The organism is Specibacter sp. NPDC078709 (assembly GCF_040686795.1).
Classification (GTDB): domain Bacteria; phylum Actinomycetota; class Actinomycetes; order Actinomycetales; family Micrococcaceae; genus Specibacter.
The window spans coordinates 1-16,937 of record NZ_JBFBLU010000004.1 but is presented as its reverse complement, the minus strand read 5'-3'; the positions used below and the strand labels follow the sequence as shown (position 1 = coordinate 16,937).

Below are 16,937 nucleotides of genomic sequence, written 5' to 3'. Positions count from 1 at the left end.
CATCTGACGGTATTTTGGTGCGAATAGACAGCCCTGCTCACATGGCGGATTCCTGCGGGTCACACTTGCTCATTAATCCAACGCCCCGTAGCCTAACTCCCTGATACTACTTAACCGTCTACCAGCCCGAGTTAACCGTCTACCAGCCCGAGGTGATGGCCGCTGTAGCCCGCACCTGCAACACCAACGCTGGCAGCCAGGGCCGAAACGGCGGCATGCTCGTCGGCCGAGAGCACTACGGCTGTTGAACCAACACTTTCCTTGATCCGTGAGGTATGACCGGTCCGGGAATGGGGACGATCCAGGGTTGCTGCGCAAGAAACCACGCGAGGGCAATCTGGCCAGAACTAGCACCCTTTGTCTCAGCAATTGCAGTGACCTGGTCAAGAAGTCCCTGATTCGCTGGCCGATTCTGTTCGCTGAACTTCGAAATGGTGGTTCGCATATCTCCGCTCGCGTACTGAATCCGTTGAGCCACGGCCCCGGTCAGGAAACCTTTACCGAGCGGACTAACCTCGAACGTTCATGAGGCGCGGTATCTGCTGGTTCAAGACTGATCGTCAGCCTGATGGGTCCTATTCTGGCATTTGGGTGTGACTGCGAGTGTGCATTATGGGTGTCCTTTCACTCATCCTAAAGTCACGTTAAGAAGGAAAGGGCCCTGTCAATATGACCGGACCCCTCCCTCTCGACAATTGCCAACTCTTGAGAGTCTTTACGCCTGTGGGAGCACGCTCTTGTAGACCTCGAGGGTCTGCTCGACAATCGATTCCCACGAGAAGTGGTCTCGGGCGCGCTGGCGGCCCTTCTCTCCCATGGCCCGTGCTCGGGCGGGATCGTTGACAACTTCAATCATCGCAGCGGCAAAGTCCGCTACGAACTTCTCCGGATCCAAGGGCGTTCCAGTACCGTCGGAGACCTGCTCAAGAGGAACCAACAACCCCGTTTCGCCGTGAGCCACCACCTCCGGGATTCCACCGGTGGCACTGGCAACCACGGCAGCACCGCACGCCATGGCTTCCAAATTCACAATGCCCAACGGCTCATAAATGGACGGGCAAGCAAACACCGTGGCATGACTGAGCACCTGCATCAGTTCAGCGCGAGGCAACATGCGCTCGATGACGATGACGCCGTCGCGCTGGGCTTTCAAGCCTTCAATGAGCTCATTGACCTCGGCACCAAGCGCAGGAGTATCGGCAGCACCGGCACACAACACCAACTGCACCTCGGGAGGCAGTGCCGCGGCCGCCTTCAAAAGGTAGGGGACACCCTTCTGACGCGTAACACGCCCAACCCACACCACGCTGGGACGGTCCGGATCAATACCAAGTGAACGGACGACGTCGTCCTTCTCATCCCGCTGCCACGCATCGACGTCAATGCCGTTGTGAATGACCTTCACCTTCGCCGGATCTACATCGGGGTAGCTGCGCAAAATGTCCTGACGCATGCCATCCGAGACAGCAATAATCGCAGCGGCAGCTTCATATGCAGTCTTTTCCACCCACGAAGAAACGGCGTAACCGCCACCCAACTGCTCAGCTTTCCAGGGGCGCAGCGGCTCAAGGCTGTGGGCGCTGAGCACGTGCGGGATGCCATGGAGCAGCGAGGCAATATGGCCGGCCATGTTCGCATACCAGGTGTGTGAATGGACCAGATCTGATCCTGCAATGGCCGAAACCACCTGCAAATCAACACCCAAAGTCTGCACCGCTGCATTTGCATCCGAAAGTTCCGGAAGATTTTCATAAGAGGTCACATTTGCCCCATGAAAATCCTTCTCCCTTTTCTTTCCGAAGGCATGCACATGCAAATCTGCTTTGGCTGCCAAGACACGGCTGAGCTCGGCCACATGCACGCCGGCTCCACCATAAATCTCGGGCGGAAACTCTTTTGTCACAATGTCTATACGCACCCTCTCAAGGTAGTCTGTCTGGACACATTTGTTCTAGTGTGAAGTTGTTGTGACTCATAGATAAGACACAGCACGGTGCACCATTCAAGCTGTCGGAGGTTGGGATCATGTCAGTAAAGAAAGTTCTGGCGATCGTGTTAGCAGGCGGTGAGGGCAAGCGATTGATGCCCTTGACAGCAGACCGCGCAAAACCGGCCGTTCCATTCGCAGGATTCCGGTTGGTTGATTTCGCATTGTCCAACTTGGCAAATTCGGGTTATTTCAAAATCGTCGTGTTGACGCAATACAAATCCCATAGTTTGGACCGTCATATTTCAGAAACGTGGCGCATGTCCACACAATTGGGTAACTACGTTGCCTCGGTTCCGGCACAACAGCGCCGCGGCAAGAGCTGGTTTTTGGGTAGCGCCAATGCCATCTATCAATCCATGAACCTGATCGTCGATGCTGAACCGGACATTGTTGTTGTGGTTGGCGCTGATCACGTTTATCGCATGGACTTCGAACAGATGGTCCAAAGCCATATTGCCTCCGGTGCACGCGCCACAGTTGCCGCCGTGCGTCAGCCCTTGGAAATGGCCGATCAGTTTGGTGTCATCGAGATTGATGAAGCCAAGATCGACGGAGCGATCGGCGCCCACAAAATTTCCGCCTTCGTGGAGAAACCAGAATCGACGCCTGGACTTCCTGATGCTCCGGACCAGTTCTTGGCTTCCATGGGCAACTACGTCTTTGATGCCGATGCACTCGTTGAGGCTCTGGAGCATGATGCCGTCCAGGAACACACCAAGAATGACATGGGCGGGGACATCATCCCTTACTTTGTCCGTCGCGATGAGGCGTTTGTCTACGACTTCTCCACGAACGACATCCCGGACGCCACCGATCGGGACCGGAACTACTGGCGCGATGTAGGGACCATTGATTCGTACTACGACGCTCACATGGACCTGATCTCGCCTATGCCGATCTTCAACTTGTACAACAGGGCTTGGCCCATCTTCACCCGCAACACCACCTCGCCGCCGGCAAAGTTTGTCCGTGGGGAGCAGAACTCGGTGGGAACCGCGCTCGATTCGATCGTGGCTCCCGGTGTAGTGGTCTCCGGCGGTGTTGTGGAAAACTCCGTCTTATCCAACGATGTGTACGTCGCTGTCGGGGCACGTGTTCAAGAATCCGTCCTCATGGACAAGGTCATCGTCGGTGCCGGTGCTGTGGTGCGCAGAGCGATTATTGACAAGAATGTCAAGATCCCCGCGGGCGCCACGATTGGTGTGGATCCGGAACTCGACAGGGCTCGCGGCTTCACCATCACCGAATCCGGACTGACCGTTTTGAGTAAGGGGCAGATTGTTTCACCCCCGGATGCTCGGGAAAAGAAGCTTGCCTTGGCAGCCGCTGCAGAGCTTCCCGAAGCGCTGGAGTTGGCCATGGGTCGAGGCCAGCTGGCTCAGGAAACCCTTGACAAGGTGGTGAAGAACCAGATCGCAGCTATCAGCGCGGTACCCGATGGGTCAGCGTCTGACGGCGAAGAGGCTAACATTGTGGGGTGAGCGCCCCCGATTTAACCCCTGAAGAAATCCAAAATTGTCTAAAAGTTTTGGAGAACATCCACGTCTACGACGAAGAACATCCTGACTATATTTCGGTTCGCCGAGCTACAGGCAAGATGTTCAAGGCCGTCAAACGGCACCGCCGAGTAGTCAAGCGTGACGCGATCAATGACGCCGATAAGGCTGTTATTGCGTTGACCGCGACGGCAGCTCCTGACCGGATCGACGATGAGACGCGGGGTAACAAACTCAAACCGTCAGCGACGGGTGAGACGGCGGGGACGCTGCTGCGTTCCCGCCCGTGTTACATCTGCAAGCAGCACTACACACTCGTGGATGCTTTCTACCACCAGCTATGCCCGGACTGTGCCGCGTTCAACCATTCCAAGCGCGACGCACGGACCGATCTGAGTGGCAAGCGCGCCCTGCTAACAGGTGGCCGCGCGAAAATTGGCATGTACATTGCCTTGCGGCTGCTGCGAGACGGCGCGCACACCACCATCACCACCCGTTTCCCCAAGGACGCGGCCAGGCGCTTTGCCGCCATGGAAGATAGCGGTGAATGGCTTCACCGGCTGCGCGTAGTGGGTATTGACCTGCGCGATCCAACCCAGGTGGTGGCCCTGACCGATTCCCTCAACGAGGCCGGGCCCCTGGATATCATCATCAACAATGCTGCGCAGACGGTGCGCCGCTCAGGCAACGCCTACAAGCCTTTGGTGGACGCCGAGTTGGAAGAGCTCCCCACGGACACCCCCATGCCGGAGTTGGTCACTTTTGGTCACGCCCATGACAAGCATCCGCTGGCTTTGGCCACGCAGATGATGGAGCACCCGCAGCTGGCAGGCGATGAGATCGCCTCACTGGCCCTCTCCATGGGATCGGCCTCGCTAGAACGCATTGAAGCCGGCACCGCCATCGACGCAGGCGGTCTGGTTCCCGATGTCGCCGCGATCAACAGCTGGACCCAGGTGGTTGATCAGGTTGATCCGCTGGAGATGCTCGAGGTCCAGCTCTGCAATGTTACGGCACCGTTCCTGCTCGTATCCCGGCTCCGCCCGGCCATGCAGGCATCCAGCGCCAACCGCAAGTACATTGTCAATGTCTCCGCCATGGAGGGCCAGTTCTCCCGCGCCTATAAGGGACCCGGCCATCCCCATACCAACATGGCTAAGGCCGCTCTGAACATGCTCACGCGCACTAGTGCCCAGGAAATGCTCGATTCCGACGGCATTCTCATGACCGCCGTGGATACCGGTTGGATCACCGATGAACGCCCGCATTACACCAAGGTTCGCCTCGCCGAAGAGGGCTTCCATGCGCCCTTGGACTTGGTGGACGGCGCCGCCCGCGTCTACGATCCCATCGTCATGGGTGAATCCGGCGAAGACCAGTACGGTGTTTTCCTAAAGGATTACAAGCCCAGCCCGTGGTGAAGGACGACGCCGGCAGGCTGGCTTTTGCGGCATCCTTGCGGACATTAGGGCCAGGTTTGGCAGCCGCCTTCGCGGCCGTGGCCGTCTCCTTAGCGGTCCACGCCCTGGTGCCGATGCTGCCGGCGATGACTGTCGCCGTCGTACTTGGTATTGCCGCTGTCAACCTGCCCGGGACCTCGGCGTGGTGCCAAGGCCCGTGGCGGGCAGGGCTGAACTTTGCCGGCAAGCACCTGATGCGGGTGGGGATCGTTTTTCTGGGGCTCAAGCTCAGCCTGGGCGACATCATGGATCTGGGCTGGATCAGTGTTGCTCTTGTGGTGGCAGTGGTTTTGCTCAGTTTCGCTGGAACGTTTGTGCTGGGGAAGCTGTTCCGGCTCGGCGGCGACACTCCCCTGCTGATCGCCACCGGCTTTTCCATCTGCGGCGCCTCGGCGATTGGCGCCATGGCAGCTGTCAAGGGCACTAAACACGAGGACACCGTGTTGCCCGTGGCGCTGGTGACCCTCTGCGGCACCCTTGCCATTGGTGTCCTGCCGCTGCTCATGCACCCGCTGGGGCTCACACCTCTGCAGTTCGGCCAGTGGGTGGGCGCGGGCGTTCATGATGTGGGGCAGGTGGTGGCCACGGCTCAAACTGCTGGAAGCGTTGCACTCAGTGCCGCCGTGGTCATTAAGTTGACCCGTGTAGTGCTACTGGCGCCGATCGTGGGTGTTGCCGGGGCGATGGAACGGCGGCGGCACAAGAACGCAGCGGAGACGGGCACGTTTCCGCCTGTCATCCCCCTCTTTGTGGTGGGCTTCTTGGCGCTGGCGGCCCTGCGCACCACGGGGTGGTTGCCGGAAGCTGGCATTGAGGCCGGCGCCTTGGCCCAGGACATAGCCCTTGGCGCAGCGCTCTTTGGCCTAGGTTCCAGTGTCCGGGTCCGCGATCTACTGGATACCGGGTTGCGGGCCACCGTCATGGCTCTATGTTCTTGGGCGCTCATCGCACTACTGGCTTTCGGCGCCGTGCACCTGATGGCTGCCTGATCTGCATTAAGAGCCCGTGCGTGATTGAATCACAGGGTGTCTAATTTCAATCTCTCGCGCAACGATGCCGCCACCCGTAAATCCTTCCTCACCGTCCACAGCTACGACGTCGAGCTAGATCTCAGCGAGGCGCAAGACCTCTCAGTTCCTGGATTCGCCAGCCGAACCAGCATTTCTTTCGCAGCGGACCTCTCCGTGCCGGACTCGGCGCAGACCTTTCTGGACTTCATGGGACTCGGCGTGGAGTCGGTTCTGCTGAATGGAGCGCCGCTGGACGTTGCTGAGGTGGTGGATGATGCAAGGATTCACCTTCCGGGTCTCGCCGCCGAGAACGAGGTGGTGGTCACCGCAACCGCCGCCTACTCCACCAGCGGCGAGGGCCTGCACCGATTCGTGGATCCCGCCGACGGCCAGACCTACACCTACACCCAATACGAACCGGCCGACGCCCGCCGGGTCTTCGCCAACTTTGAGCAGCCAGACCTCAAGGCTCCCTTCACCTTCCACGTCACGGCACCGAGCGGCTGGGAAGTGGCTTCCAACCAGTCCGTAGTGAGCAAGGCGCCCACGGCGAAAGCTACAGTGGCCGCTCAGGCTGAGCTCCCCGACTCCGGCACCACCCGATGGGACTTCGCCCCCACGCTCCCCATCTCTACCTACATCACCACGGTGTTGGCCGGACCGTACTTCAAAGTCGAAGACCACTTCACCATGGCTTTCCCACCCGAGAGCACGCACGCAGGCACGAGCGTGGATATCCCCTTGGCCGCCTATTGCCGGGCATCCCTGGCGCCGCATTTTGATGCTGATGAGATCTTCAAGGTCACCAAGGCGGGATTGAAGTACTTCAACGAGCTCTTCGACTACCCGTACCCGTTCGGCAAGTACGATCAGGCGTTTGTGCCCGAATACAACCTTGGCGCCATGGAGAATCCGGGCCTGGTAACCTTCACCGAGGCCTACCTCCACGCCTCTCGTGCCACCGATTCCGCCTACCAGCAGCGCGCCAATACGATCATGCACGAGATGGCCCACATGTGGTTTGGCGACCTCGTTACGATGAGCTGGTGGGATGATCTGTGGCTGAAGGAATCCTTCGCCGATTTCATGGGCCATCTGGCCGTGGCCGAAGCCACCGAGTGGGGTCAGAAGTCCTGGATCATGTTCGCCAGCCGCCGCAAGGCATGGGCGTACACGCAGGACCAGCTTCCCACCACGCACCCGATCGTGGCTGACATCCCCGATTTGGAAGCTGCCAAGGCCAACTTTGACGGCATTACCTACGCCAAGGGCGCCTCCGCGCTCAAGCAGCTGGTGGCCTATGTTGGCCAGGACGCGTTCATCGCCGGCTCCCGGGAGTACTTCCGCAACCATGAATACTCCAACACCACCCTCAACGATCTGCTGGAACCGCTGAGCCACGCATCGGGCCGCGATCTCAACGAGTGGGCCAGCCAATGGCTGGGCACCTCCGGGATGTCCACGCTGATCCCTGATCTGGACACCGACAAGGGTGCCGTGACCTCCTTGACCATCAAGCAGACATCCCTGGATCCGGTCACCGGCAGCACGGCCCTCCGCCCGCACCGCTTGGGCATCAGCTTCTTCACGTACGACGCCGGAGCCTTGGTCAAGAGCCAATCGTTCACACTCGATGTGGTGGGCGCTGAGACGGTCGTGACCGACGCCGTGGGCTCCCCCGTTCCCGATCTAGTGCTCGTGAACGATCAGGATCTCAGCTACGCCAAGGTGCGCTTGGACCCCGGTTCGATGAGCACGGCACTGTCGAGCGTTGGCCGCATTGTTGATCCGCTGGCCCGCAGCCTGGTCTGGTCGACCCTGTGGAATGCGACGCGTGACGGCATGCTCCCGGCAACCGTGTATCTTCGCACCGTGGCGTCCCACGCCGGTGGCGAAGCTGACACGAGCTTGCTGCAGACTCTGGCTGACAACGCACTGCACGCAGTGAACCACTACTGCCCCGCCGCAGACCGGGCCCATGCCGCGGAACTGTTGCTGGCCGGCGTCGAACATCATCTGGGCCAGGCCACACCTGGCAGCGACGAACAGCTGATCTGGGTGCGCACCCTTGCGCTCCTGGGTAGGGGCAGCGACGCTGTGAACTCCCGGAGCCGGGAACTTCTCGCCGGAAGTGACGTGCCGGAAGGCCTGAAAGTGGATGGCAGCCTGCGCTGGCTCCTGTGGCAGCAGCTCGCTGCGCGTGGTGCAGCAACGATTGCCGAGCTCGATGCCGAGTTGGCCGCCGATACCACCGCTGAACACCGTGCCAACCACTGCACGGCCGTGGCAGCACTGCCCGAGGCCGCCTTGAAGCAACAGCGTTGGGCCGAAGCCGTGGAGCAGACTGCACTGAGCAACCAGCTGTTGAGCGCCACGATTGAAGGCTTCATGATGGGTAGCCAGGAATTGCTGGAGCCGTATGCAGAACGGTACTTTGAGGTCATTGAGTCGGTGTGGAACACTCGGAGTTTGGAAATCGCCGGTCGCATTGTCCGAGGACTGTTCCCGGCGCACCAGGATCTGGCTGGCGGGCTCACCCCGGAGCACCACCCGGTGGTCCACCGTACGGACCAGTGGTTAGCAGAGCACCCAAACGCTGCCAGGGGTCTTCGCCGGATCGTCCTCGAACAGCGTGATCACCTCCTGCGAGCATTGCGTGCGCAGGCAGGGAGGTAATCAAGACCATCGGAATAAGTTGTAGTTTCAACTAGTTGCTAGGGAGTATGGTCTCCCAACAAACCGCTGTCTCCCGCCGTCCACACCCCAAGCGCACCCTTTGGATCGTTCTTGCCTCAGCCTTGATCCTCCTTCTGGCAGCCGCCGGGATCTGGCGGGGCATGAATGCCACCTCCTCAGATACGCCCGCAGGGTCTAGCGCCACAGGAGCAACAGCCGCCGTCTTGCCGGACAGCACCCAGCTGGGCACGATCGAACTGCGCACTGCAGCACTGGCACCCATGCGTGACTTCTATGTGGACGCGGTGGGCCTCGAGGTGCTCGGAGAGTCCTCCGAGCACCTCAGCCTAGGCAACAACGGCGTCGAACTGCTATCCGTCACACGCACTGACGGCCTTAGCGCAGATTCGCCCACCGAGGCCGGGCTCTACCATTCGGCAATCCTCTATCGCACCGCACAAGCACTTGCCCAGACGCTGTTGAACGTGGTCACCGAAGCTCCACAGAGTTATGCAGGCAGCGCGGACCACGCAGTGAGCCTGGCGTTCTACTTCTCTGATCCCGACGGGAATGGTCTGGAGCTCTATAGCGACACCCCAAGGGAGGAGTGGGTTTGGAAAGACGGACTTGTCCAGATGGGATCAGCAGTACTGGATCCCAACGCGTTCCTCAACGAGCATCTAGGCGCAGCCGCCACGGATGCAGCAGCAACGGTAGGGCACGTGCACCTGCGCGTGGGTGACCTGAAGCAGGCTCGCGCGTTCTACGCCGACACGCTCGGTTTCGCCGTCACTGCCGAAGCGAACGGGGCACTCTTCTACGCGGCCGGCGGATACCACCATCACCTTGCGACAAACACGTGGAGCAGCGCCGGCGCCAAGGCTAGGGGCGAGAGTTCGGGGCTGGGAAGCCTCGCTGTTCACGTGGGCGATGAAGCCGCGCTGCAGGACGTTGCACGGCGCCTCAGTGATGCTGGGCTGACTTTTATGCAGGAGTCTGGCCTCATCACTGTCGATGACCCCTGGGGCAATACGGTGCGCTTACTCGCCTAAGGTCTAGGGCGTTGGGGTCTAGGGCGTTGAGGTCTATTGAGTTGGGTGCCGGAAAGGACCCATCTCCCCCAGGTAAAAACCATTCCCAAAAAGACGGCCAGCCAGGCTGCCGCTGCGGCCCAAGTGGCTACGTTGCCCAGCCAGGCCACCAACGGCATCTGGTTGACGGTGCCGAATCTGTAGGTGGCCACGGCAAACATGCCCAAAGGGAACACCACCGACCACAAGGAAGTGGAGTAGTTCAGCGGCTCGCGCCTAACTAGGTGGCGCCAGAAGCCGAAGGCCACCAGCAACGGCACCCACCACAACCCAAAGGCCCAGAGCAGATAGCTGATGCCACCCACCGTGGGACCGGCCATCTGGACAACAGGAACATCCCCGGGTAGGTGCAAAATCATGGATCCGGCCAAGACTGTGATGGCTGTGGCACCCATGAAGATCCAGTTAGTGGGCACAATACCGCCTTGATTTTCACCGCCCGTCAGCAAGCGCAACATCACGAGCGTTGTCAGGGTCAAATACAGCATTATCCCGATACCCCACAGGGCCACTGCTGCGTCGCTGAGTAGACGCACCTGGCTGCCGCCGGTGGCGAGAGAAGCGGCGGCCATGGACAGCGATTGCGTGGATACGACCCATAAGAACCAGGTTCCGTCCACTGGGAGGAGCCGCGGACTTCTAGTCTCACCAATTTCTGTACGCAACATCATCGACAGCGGCACACCGTAGGCTAAAAACAGCCACAATGGGATGCTCATGGCCGCCATGATCCACGTGACAGCTGGCGCTACGGGATGAAAACCAATGCCCACCACGTTGATGGCCGCCACCATGGTCAGGTAGCCAAAACCCTTGTGTGGGTTTCGGAAATCGGCCACGACATGGTTGGTGTGGACCAGCAGCCGGCCCAGCAAGCCCACCATCAGCACCAGCAAACCGCCAACGGCGATCCACAGCAGCGTCCACGATGCCCGGGACCAGCCAGCATCTAGGAGCGCCGCGGCCACGATGCCCGTGGCCATGACAAAAGCAAAGGAAGCCGTGGGTTGGTTCGGCCAGTTGTTCCTGATGCGTGAGGTGGCACGGGCTAAGTGGCTCATGGCACGCGGTGGAGCCATTCTTCAGTGCCGAACTTACTCTCAACCCTGCGCTGTGCTTCTTCCAGTTCGGATTCTGTGAGCGTCACCAGCTGAGCGTCATAGCGGGCGGCAAATGTTTCAGACATGCGCTCCACTATCTCTTGCCGGCTCATGCCGCTCTGCCGGCGCAAGGGATCCACGCGCTTCTTTGCCGAACGGGTCCCTTTATCCGAGAGCTTCTCCTTGCCGATACGCAGCACTTCCACCATTTTGTCGGCGTCGATATCGTAGCTCATGGTCACATGGTGGAGCATAGCCCCATTGCTCAGCCGCTTCTGGGCTGCGCCACCAATCTTGCCTTTGTCCGTGGCAATGTCATTGAGCGGAACATAGAACGCTTCAATGCCCATGGATTCCAGGGCCGCCAGCACCCAGGCATCAAGGAACTTGTAAGAGTCCTCGAAGTTCAAGCCATCCACCAGGGTCTGGGGCAGATACAGCGAGTACGTGATGCAGTTACCGGCCTCCATGAACATGGCACCGCCACCAGTGATCCGGCGCACCACATTGATGCCGTACTTTTGCACGCCTGCCGGTTCCAGTTCATTGCGCACTGATTGGAAGCTGCCAATCACCACGGCTGGCTCATCCCAGTCCCAAAAACGCAGCGTGGGGTTGCGTAGACCTGCGCCCACTTCTTCTGTGAGCACCTCATCCAGCGCCACGTTCAGTGCCGTCGGCAGAATTGTCGGGGCAATAATGTCCCACGTGTGGTCGATCCAGCTAGTTGCCTTGGTCAGGGCGCGACGTACCGTGATGGCCACGGCTTGTGCCGAGAAACCAAATAGCACAGCATCCGCAGGCAGCGCCACGGTGATGGCTTCCGCCAACGCATCAGCTGACAGGCTGGCAGATAAGCCGTTCAGTGCTGCGTTAATGTCATCGAGCGCTTCGTCAGGTTCTAGGAAGAAATCACCGCTGACGTGGACATCGTGGAGTAAACCGTCCGTGACAGAGCAGTCAACCACCACTAACTTACCGCCGTGGACCTTATATTCGCCGTGCAATTGGGAAGCCATGACTACATCTTCCCAAGTGGAACGCACCAAGTGCAAAAAAGCAGGGCCCGCACCAACCGGCGCGGACCCTGCTTGAAAAAACTATGGAAAGAAGTATTACTTCTTGCCGAAGCCTGCGAAGCGAGCGTTGAAGCGCTCGACGCGGCCGGCGCTGTCCATGATGCGCTGCTTGCCCGTGTAGAACGGGTGTGACTCTGAGGAGATTTCAACGTCGATGACGGGGTAGGTGTTGCCGTCTTCCCACTCGATGGTCTTCTTGGACGTCGCGGTGGAGCGCGTCAGGAACTTGGTGCCGGAGGCCAGGTCGTTGAATACAATGGCTTCGTACTTGGGGTGGGTGTTCTGCTTCACAGTGAACCTCAGAGTGTTATTGCCTGGTTTTTGCCAGACTGATGAATGTTATGGCCACAAGGACCAGCTAGAAACTTTACCGGTTCACACCCATTTCACCAAGCCCGCGACCGTAAGGCCGCCAAGGCGCTGTCGGCATGGACATCCATATTGGTTTCGCTGGAGATCTGATACCGCAGAATTTGGCTAGAATCCACAATGAATGTGGCTCTTTTCGTCGGAAGTGACTTTGCCAACAGGCGACGCCGGACGCCGAAGATATCAGCCACCGCACCCTCACGGTCGCTCAGGAGCGGGTAGCTAAAGTGGTTTTTGGTGGCGAAGTCGAGTTGCTTGGCCACCGAATCGGTGCTGATGCCGACCATCGAGGCCCCTTCGGCGGCAAATTCTGCTGCCATGTCACGGAAATGACAGGCCTCTTTGGTGCAGCCACCGCTGCCCGCCAACGGGTAGAAAAAAATCACCACTGGACCGTTGGCGCTCAGCTCGGAAAGGCTGCGGACCTTCCCGTGCTGGTCTGGCAAGGAGAACTCGGCAACTTTCTCATCAATCTTCATGCTTCAACACTACTCTCGGGAGACAGCGTTAGCGCTCTTTGAGGTCCGCGGATCGGTGGCGAAGAAGGCTACCGCGCTGGCGGCTGCAACATTGAGCGAGTCCACTCCAGCGTACATGGGAATCATGACCGAATGGTTTGCCGCGGCTAACGTCTCAGCACTGAGCCCGTAGCCCTCGCTGCCCAAGATCAGTGCCAACTTCTCCTCGTTGCGGGCGGCAAGCTCATGGATAGTGAGCGAATCGGGCAAAAGGGCGAGGGCCGCCGTCGTAAATCCGGCCTCCTGGAGCATCTGGAAACCACTGGGGCCTTCGGGCAAGCGCGCCCACGGAACCTGAAATACCGCTCCCATGCTGACGCGAATACTACGCCTGTACAAAGGGTCGCCACAGCGCGGACTGATCAGGACAGCATCAATGCCGAGCGCGGCAGCGCTACGGAAGATGGCACCAATATTGGTGTGGTCGCTGATGTCTTCCAGCACGGCCACGCGGCGTGCCTCGGCCAGCAAGGTGGGGATCTCCACCGGCGCGGGGCGGTGCATGGCGGCCATGGCTCCACGGTGTAGGTTGATGCCGGTGATCTCCTCCAGCATGGCCCCGGTACCCACGTAGGCGGGGATGTCCGGATGTGCTGCCAGCACATCCGCTATCTCCGGCAACCGTTTCTCTGCCAGGAAAAAAGAACGCGGTCGGTGTCCGGCGGCGAGTGCGCGGCGGACTACCTTGGGACTTTCGGCAATGTAGAGGCCCTCGGCGGGTTCCCTCGTTTTACGGAGCTGCACATCGGTCAGGGAGTGATAGTCGCTGACGCGGGGATCGCTGGCGGTTTCAAGACGGATGATCATGCGGCCACCAATTTCTGGATCATAAAGAACAGGGCCACCACGCCGAGCGTGACAATGACGCTGCGCAGGACTAGGGGAGATAGTTTTCGGCCAATGCGGGCCCCCATGAATCCACCCGCTAGGGAACTGACCGCAATCAGCGCCACGATCTGCCAAATGATCTTTTCGGGAGCAAATAACAGGTACGAGATAGCAGCCACAACATTGACGCTGAGCGAGAGGAGGTTTTTTACTGCATTGGCGTTTTGCAGGGTGCCGGACATGAAAATACCCAGAATCGCTACCAGCAGCACGCCCTGAGCGGCCACAAAATACCCGCCATAGACGCCCGTCAAATACACCAATGCCACCATGGCGAGATCGTGCGTGCGGGCAGTGGGCCCGGCGCCGCGCCTAGCTTGGATGGCTCGTTGGAGTCGCGGTTGGAAGATGACCAGGGTCAATGCCAGCACAATCAAGGCCGGCGCTACCAGTGCGAACACGGACTCCGGCAGGTGCAGGAGCAGGTAGGCTCCGGTGATGCCGCCGAGGATGGACGCCGGCATGAGCTTGATCAGATTCGACTTCATGCCACGCAGCTCGCGGCGGTAGCCCCAGGTGCCGGAGACTCCCCCGGCGATCAAGCCCATGGCGTTGCTGACCACAGCCATGACCGGGGCCACTCCCAGAGCGATCAGAATAGGGAAGGTGACCAGTGTGCCGGAACCAACCACAGAGTTGATGGTTCCGGCCCATAAGCCGCCGAGCAGTATGAAGAAGGATTCGAGCGCGTTCACTGCCGGGGAAAAGTCCTTCGCAAAATGGTGGGGAGAAAAATACGGTTAGCGACTGCCGGTGGTGGCTAGTGGCGTGCCGTTGCCGTGTACCGTCCGCCGTTGCTGGTGACGGTGAGCGGCAGGCCGAAGGTTCTGCTGAGGTGCTCTTCGGTCAAAACCTCAGCCAAAGGCCCCTTAGCCACAACGCCGCCATCGCGGAGCAACAGCGCGTGGGTGAAGCCGGGCGGGATTTCCTCGAGATGGTGGGTGACCAGCACGGTACTCGGCGCGAAGGGATCTGCGGCCAGTTCACTCAAACGCTTGACGAGTCCTTCACGGCCGGCCAAGTCCAGTCCGGCACCGGGCTCATCCAGCAGCAGCAATTCGGGATCGCTCATCAGTGCGCGGGCAATCTGAACGCGCTTGCGTTCGCCGTCGCTCAAGGATGCGAAGGGGCGGTTGAAGAAGGTGGAAACCCCCCACTCTTCCAAAAGCCCAAAGGCGCGGCGTTCGTCGTCGCGCTCGTAATCCTCACGCCAACGCCCGGTCACTCCGTAGGAGGCGGTCACCACCACGTTGAGAACTTTTTCGTGCTCCGGGATCTGGTGAGCCAGAGCCGCGGAGGCCACACCGATCCGGGGGCGCAACTCAAAGACGTCGACGGCGCCCAGCACCTCATCGAGGATGCCTGCTACGCCACGGGTTGGGTGCATACGGGCCCCGGCAATCTGCAGCAGGGTGCTCTTGCCAGCACCATTAGGCCCAAGCACCACCCAGCGCTCACCCTCGGCCACATGCCAATCGATGTTGTCCAATAATGTCTTGGTGCCGCGGACTACGCTGACACCGGCCAAACCCAAAACTTCGCTCATAAGCACTGAGCCTATGACAAGGAAGGCGGCCAATGCTAACCGAAGCGGCGCCATCACAAGCCACTGAGGCAAGCGGTGCCCCGGATTGGTTAGAATACTTCTCATGCCCTCCACATTTACTGCAGTCAGCTACGGCCAAACGCTCTCCCCCACAGCCCTTGCGAAGGTACGGTCGGTTTTGACCGATCATGGTTACACGGTGGCCAGCGAACGCACGGAGAACCACCCCGGATTTGTGGCGGCAGTGCTGGAATTGGGCTCATTGGCTCCCAGCGGAGCCAGCGATGCTCAGGCAGCAGCACGCATTGCCCGCCTTCGCGCGGCACTGGCAGATGTTGCCCAGGACGGGGTGAGTACCGCCGTGGTCCCCGATTCGCTGCGGGAAGCGACACGCAAGTTCATCATCATGGACGTGGATTCCACCCTGATCCAACAAGAAGTCATTGAAATGCTGGCCGCCCATGCCGGAAAGGAAGCAGAGGTGGCCGAAGTCACCGAGGCTGCCATGCGCGGGGAGCTGGATTTCGCGCAGAGCCTGCACCACCGTGTAGCTACCCTGGCCGGGCTGCCGGAAAGCGTACTCGCAGATGTGGGCGCAAAAATTAGGCTGTCCGAGGGTGCCGAACGGCTGGTGGCTGACGCCAAAGCAGCCGGGCATGTGGTGTGTGCAATCTCAGGTGGTTTCTCCCAGATTCTGGCTCCGTTAGCGCAACGTCTGGGCCTGGACCACGCTATGGCCAACGATCTGGAAATTGTTGATGGACACCTGACTGGCAAGGTCAGCGGGGCCGTCGTGGACCGGGCGGCCAAAGCTGTGCAGCTGCGGGCATGGAGCACAGAAGCCGGCATCGGCGCCGACGCCACTATGGCCATTGGGGACGGTGCCAACGATCTGGACATGATGGCAGCAGCCACTCTGGGCGTGGCCTTCAACGCCAAGCCTGCTGTGCGGGCCGTGGCTGACGCCCAGATCAACATCCCGAACCTCGATGTGGCACTGGTACTGGCCAACATCTAATAAGCAACGGGTCGGCAACGCAATCCGTATGGCTTTCCATTCAAGGAAGCCATTTCATGTACATTTCGCGGCGCAGGACGTACAAGCTAACCATGTCATTGTCAGCCCTGAGCACTACGAGCAGACGCTTGAGGCCTTGGAAGAAATCGCAGATGTGGCGGCGTTCCACGAGGCGATGACAGATGAGGCCCCCAATATCCCTCCAAGAGCGTCCCGTCCTCAGAGTTCACATACTCAGAAGTTCACATGGGGGACTACAGCATCACCTTCACCGTTGACGAGAACATCCTCGTCGTAGCAGAGATCCAACTTGGCCACCGCCGTAACGTCTGCGAGCACTGACTACGCCCTGACGGTTCCGCTTTGGGCCACACCAGTGAACCGAAGAGTGTTCCGCAAACGGACGCCTGAAGGCTGTGCAGACGACAACAGAAATCCGTGCCCGCGACGTGTCAAAGCCACACCGCAGCTCTCGCCGTAGTGAGCGGCGTTGTCTCTAGACGTCCAAGGGAACATCTGTTTGCACAAGATGGCTATCCATTTAGTGGACCCGGGGTGATGAGCTGTGGCCCGCCTCATCATGTGGGCACCATAATAGTGGGGTAGCTCCACATCGGACGGCGCTTGCGGGAAAAGACGGCCGTCTAATGCCGTCTTTTCCCGCAAGCGCCCGCCCATTTTCGAAAGTCCTGCCGA

At 59.8% G+C, this 16,937-nt stretch carries 16 protein-coding genes; 6 read left to right on the top strand and 10 right to left on the bottom strand.

Features of this window, described 5'->3' with window-relative positions; all coding sequences use genetic code 11:
- Window positions 1–131 precede the first annotated feature (131 nt).
- The 3 genes from AB0P14_RS08745 to glgA form a co-directional block, all read right to left on the bottom strand.
- On the bottom strand, window positions 132–326 hold the full coding sequence (locus tag AB0P14_RS08745; protein ID WP_363841452.1) for a hypothetical protein: 195 nt from the start codon (window positions 324–326) through the stop codon (window positions 132–134).
- Window positions 236–478: an aldo/keto reductase gene (locus AB0P14_RS08740; protein ID WP_363840527.1), complete on the bottom strand. Its 243-nt coding sequence runs from the start codon at window positions 476–478 to the stop codon at window positions 236–238. The genes AB0P14_RS08745 and AB0P14_RS08740 overlap by 91 nt, the downstream gene beginning before the upstream one ends.
- Window positions 479–715: 237 nt before the next feature.
- Entirely contained in the window at window positions 716–1,918 is a 1,203-nt protein-coding gene (gene glgA, locus AB0P14_RS08735) for a glycogen synthase (RefSeq protein WP_363840524.1), read from the bottom strand.
- A gap of 107 nt (window positions 1,919–2,025) precedes the next feature.
- On the opposite strand from glgA, the gene glgC reads away from it, so the two are divergent.
- The 5 genes from glgC to AB0P14_RS08710 are packed head-to-tail and all read left to right on the top strand — an operon-like array spanning window position 2,026 to window position 9,684.
- Window positions 2,026–3,471: a glucose-1-phosphate adenylyltransferase gene (gene glgC / locus AB0P14_RS08730; protein WP_363840521.1), complete on the top strand. Its 1,446-nt coding sequence runs from the start codon at window positions 2,026–2,028 to the stop codon at window positions 3,469–3,471.
- The gene (locus tag AB0P14_RS08725; protein ID WP_363840518.1) at window positions 3,468–4,907 is read left to right on the top strand and encodes an SDR family NAD(P)-dependent oxidoreductase; all 1,440 of its coding nucleotides are present in this window, start codon (window positions 3,468–3,470) and stop codon (window positions 4,905–4,907) included. Before glgC ends, AB0P14_RS08725 begins: the two co-directional genes overlap by 4 nt.
- A complete protein-coding gene (locus AB0P14_RS08720) occupies window positions 4,901–5,935 on the top strand; it encodes a putative sulfate exporter family transporter (protein WP_363840515.1) in 1,035 nt (344 codons plus the stop codon). The genes AB0P14_RS08725 and AB0P14_RS08720 overlap by 7 nt, the downstream gene beginning before the upstream one ends.
- A 36-nt stretch (window positions 5,936–5,971) precedes the next feature.
- Complete coding sequence (gene pepN / locus AB0P14_RS08715; RefSeq protein WP_363840512.1) at window positions 5,972–8,632, top strand: aminopeptidase N; 2,661 nt, start codon at window positions 5,972–5,974, stop codon at window positions 8,630–8,632.
- Between the two features lie 47 nt (window positions 8,633–8,679).
- On the top strand, window positions 8,680–9,684 hold the full coding sequence (locus AB0P14_RS08710; RefSeq protein WP_363840509.1) for a VOC family protein: 1,005 nt from the start codon (window positions 8,680–8,682) through the stop codon (window positions 9,682–9,684).
- On the opposite strand, the gene AB0P14_RS08705 is transcribed toward AB0P14_RS08710, so the two are convergent.
- The 7 genes from AB0P14_RS08705 to AB0P14_RS08675 form a co-directional block, all read right to left on the bottom strand.
- Window positions 9,681–10,784, bottom strand: a complete 1,104-nt coding sequence (locus AB0P14_RS08705) for a tellurite resistance/C4-dicarboxylate transporter family protein (protein WP_363840506.1) — start codon at window positions 10,782–10,784, stop codon at window positions 9,681–9,683. The genes AB0P14_RS08710 and AB0P14_RS08705 overlap by 4 nt on opposite strands.
- Window positions 10,781–11,842: a biotin/lipoate A/B protein ligase family protein gene (locus tag AB0P14_RS08700; RefSeq protein WP_363840503.1), complete on the bottom strand. Its 1,062-nt coding sequence runs from the start codon at window positions 11,840–11,842 to the stop codon at window positions 10,781–10,783. Before AB0P14_RS08700 ends, AB0P14_RS08705 begins: the two co-directional genes overlap by 4 nt.
- A gap of 96 nt (window positions 11,843–11,938) precedes the next feature.
- Window positions 11,939–12,193, bottom strand: coding sequence for a type B 50S ribosomal protein L31 (locus AB0P14_RS08695; RefSeq protein WP_110106206.1), 255 nt, complete (start codon window positions 12,191–12,193; stop codon window positions 11,939–11,941).
- 95 nt (window positions 12,194–12,288) lie between these two features.
- The gene (locus tag AB0P14_RS08690) at window positions 12,289–12,750 is read right to left on the bottom strand and encodes a peroxiredoxin (RefSeq protein WP_363840500.1); all 462 of its coding nucleotides are present in this window, start codon (window positions 12,748–12,750) and stop codon (window positions 12,289–12,291) included.
- Between the two features lie 9 nt (window positions 12,751–12,759).
- Window positions 12,760–13,596: an RNA methyltransferase gene (locus AB0P14_RS08685; protein WP_363840497.1), complete on the bottom strand. Its 837-nt coding sequence runs from the start codon at window positions 13,594–13,596 to the stop codon at window positions 12,760–12,762.
- A complete protein-coding gene (locus tag AB0P14_RS08680) occupies window positions 13,593–14,372 on the bottom strand; it encodes a sulfite exporter TauE/SafE family protein (protein WP_363840494.1) in 780 nt (259 codons plus the stop codon). The genes AB0P14_RS08685 and AB0P14_RS08680 overlap by 4 nt, the downstream gene beginning before the upstream one ends.
- 65 nt (window positions 14,373–14,437) lie before the next feature.
- Window positions 14,438–15,223 (bottom strand): ABC transporter ATP-binding protein, encoded by a 786-nt coding sequence (locus AB0P14_RS08675; RefSeq protein ID WP_363840491.1) that lies wholly within the window; start codon window positions 15,221–15,223, stop codon window positions 14,438–14,440.
- A 103-nt stretch (window positions 15,224–15,326) separates the two neighbouring features.
- On the opposite strand from AB0P14_RS08675, the gene serB reads away from it, so the two are divergent.
- Entirely contained in the window at window positions 15,327–16,241 is a 915-nt protein-coding gene (serB, locus tag AB0P14_RS08670) for a phosphoserine phosphatase SerB (RefSeq protein ID WP_363840488.1), read from the top strand.
- The last annotated feature ends 696 nt before the right edge of the window (window positions 16,242–16,937 follow it).

Coding starts and splice junctions, on each gene's coding strand:
- AB0P14_RS08685 (WP_363840497.1), bottom strand. CDS start 13,596: ATGATCATCCGTCTTGAAACCGCCAGCGATCCCCGCGTCAGCGACTAT.
- AB0P14_RS08675 (WP_363840491.1), bottom strand. CDS start 15,223: ATGAGCGAAGTTTTGGGTTTGGCCGGTGTCAGCGTAGTCCGCGGCACC.
- AB0P14_RS08700 (WP_363840503.1), bottom strand. CDS start 11,842: ATGGCTTCCCAATTGCACGGCGAATATAAGGTCCACGGCGGTAAGTTA.
- AB0P14_RS08710 (WP_363840509.1), top strand. CDS start 8,680: ATGGTCTCCCAACAAACCGCTGTCTCCCGCCGTCCACACCCCAAGCGC.
- AB0P14_RS08705 (WP_363840506.1), bottom strand. CDS start 10,784: ATGAGCCACTTAGCCCGTGCCACCTCACGCATCAGGAACAACTGGCCG.
- serB (WP_363840488.1), top strand. CDS start 15,327: ATGCCCTCCACATTTACTGCAGTCAGCTACGGCCAAACGCTCTCCCCC.
- AB0P14_RS08690 (WP_363840500.1), bottom strand. CDS start 12,750: ATGAAGATTGATGAGAAAGTTGCCGAGTTCTCCTTGCCAGACCAGCAC.
- glgC (WP_363840521.1), top strand. CDS start 2,026: ATGTCAGTAAAGAAAGTTCTGGCGATCGTGTTAGCAGGCGGTGAGGGC.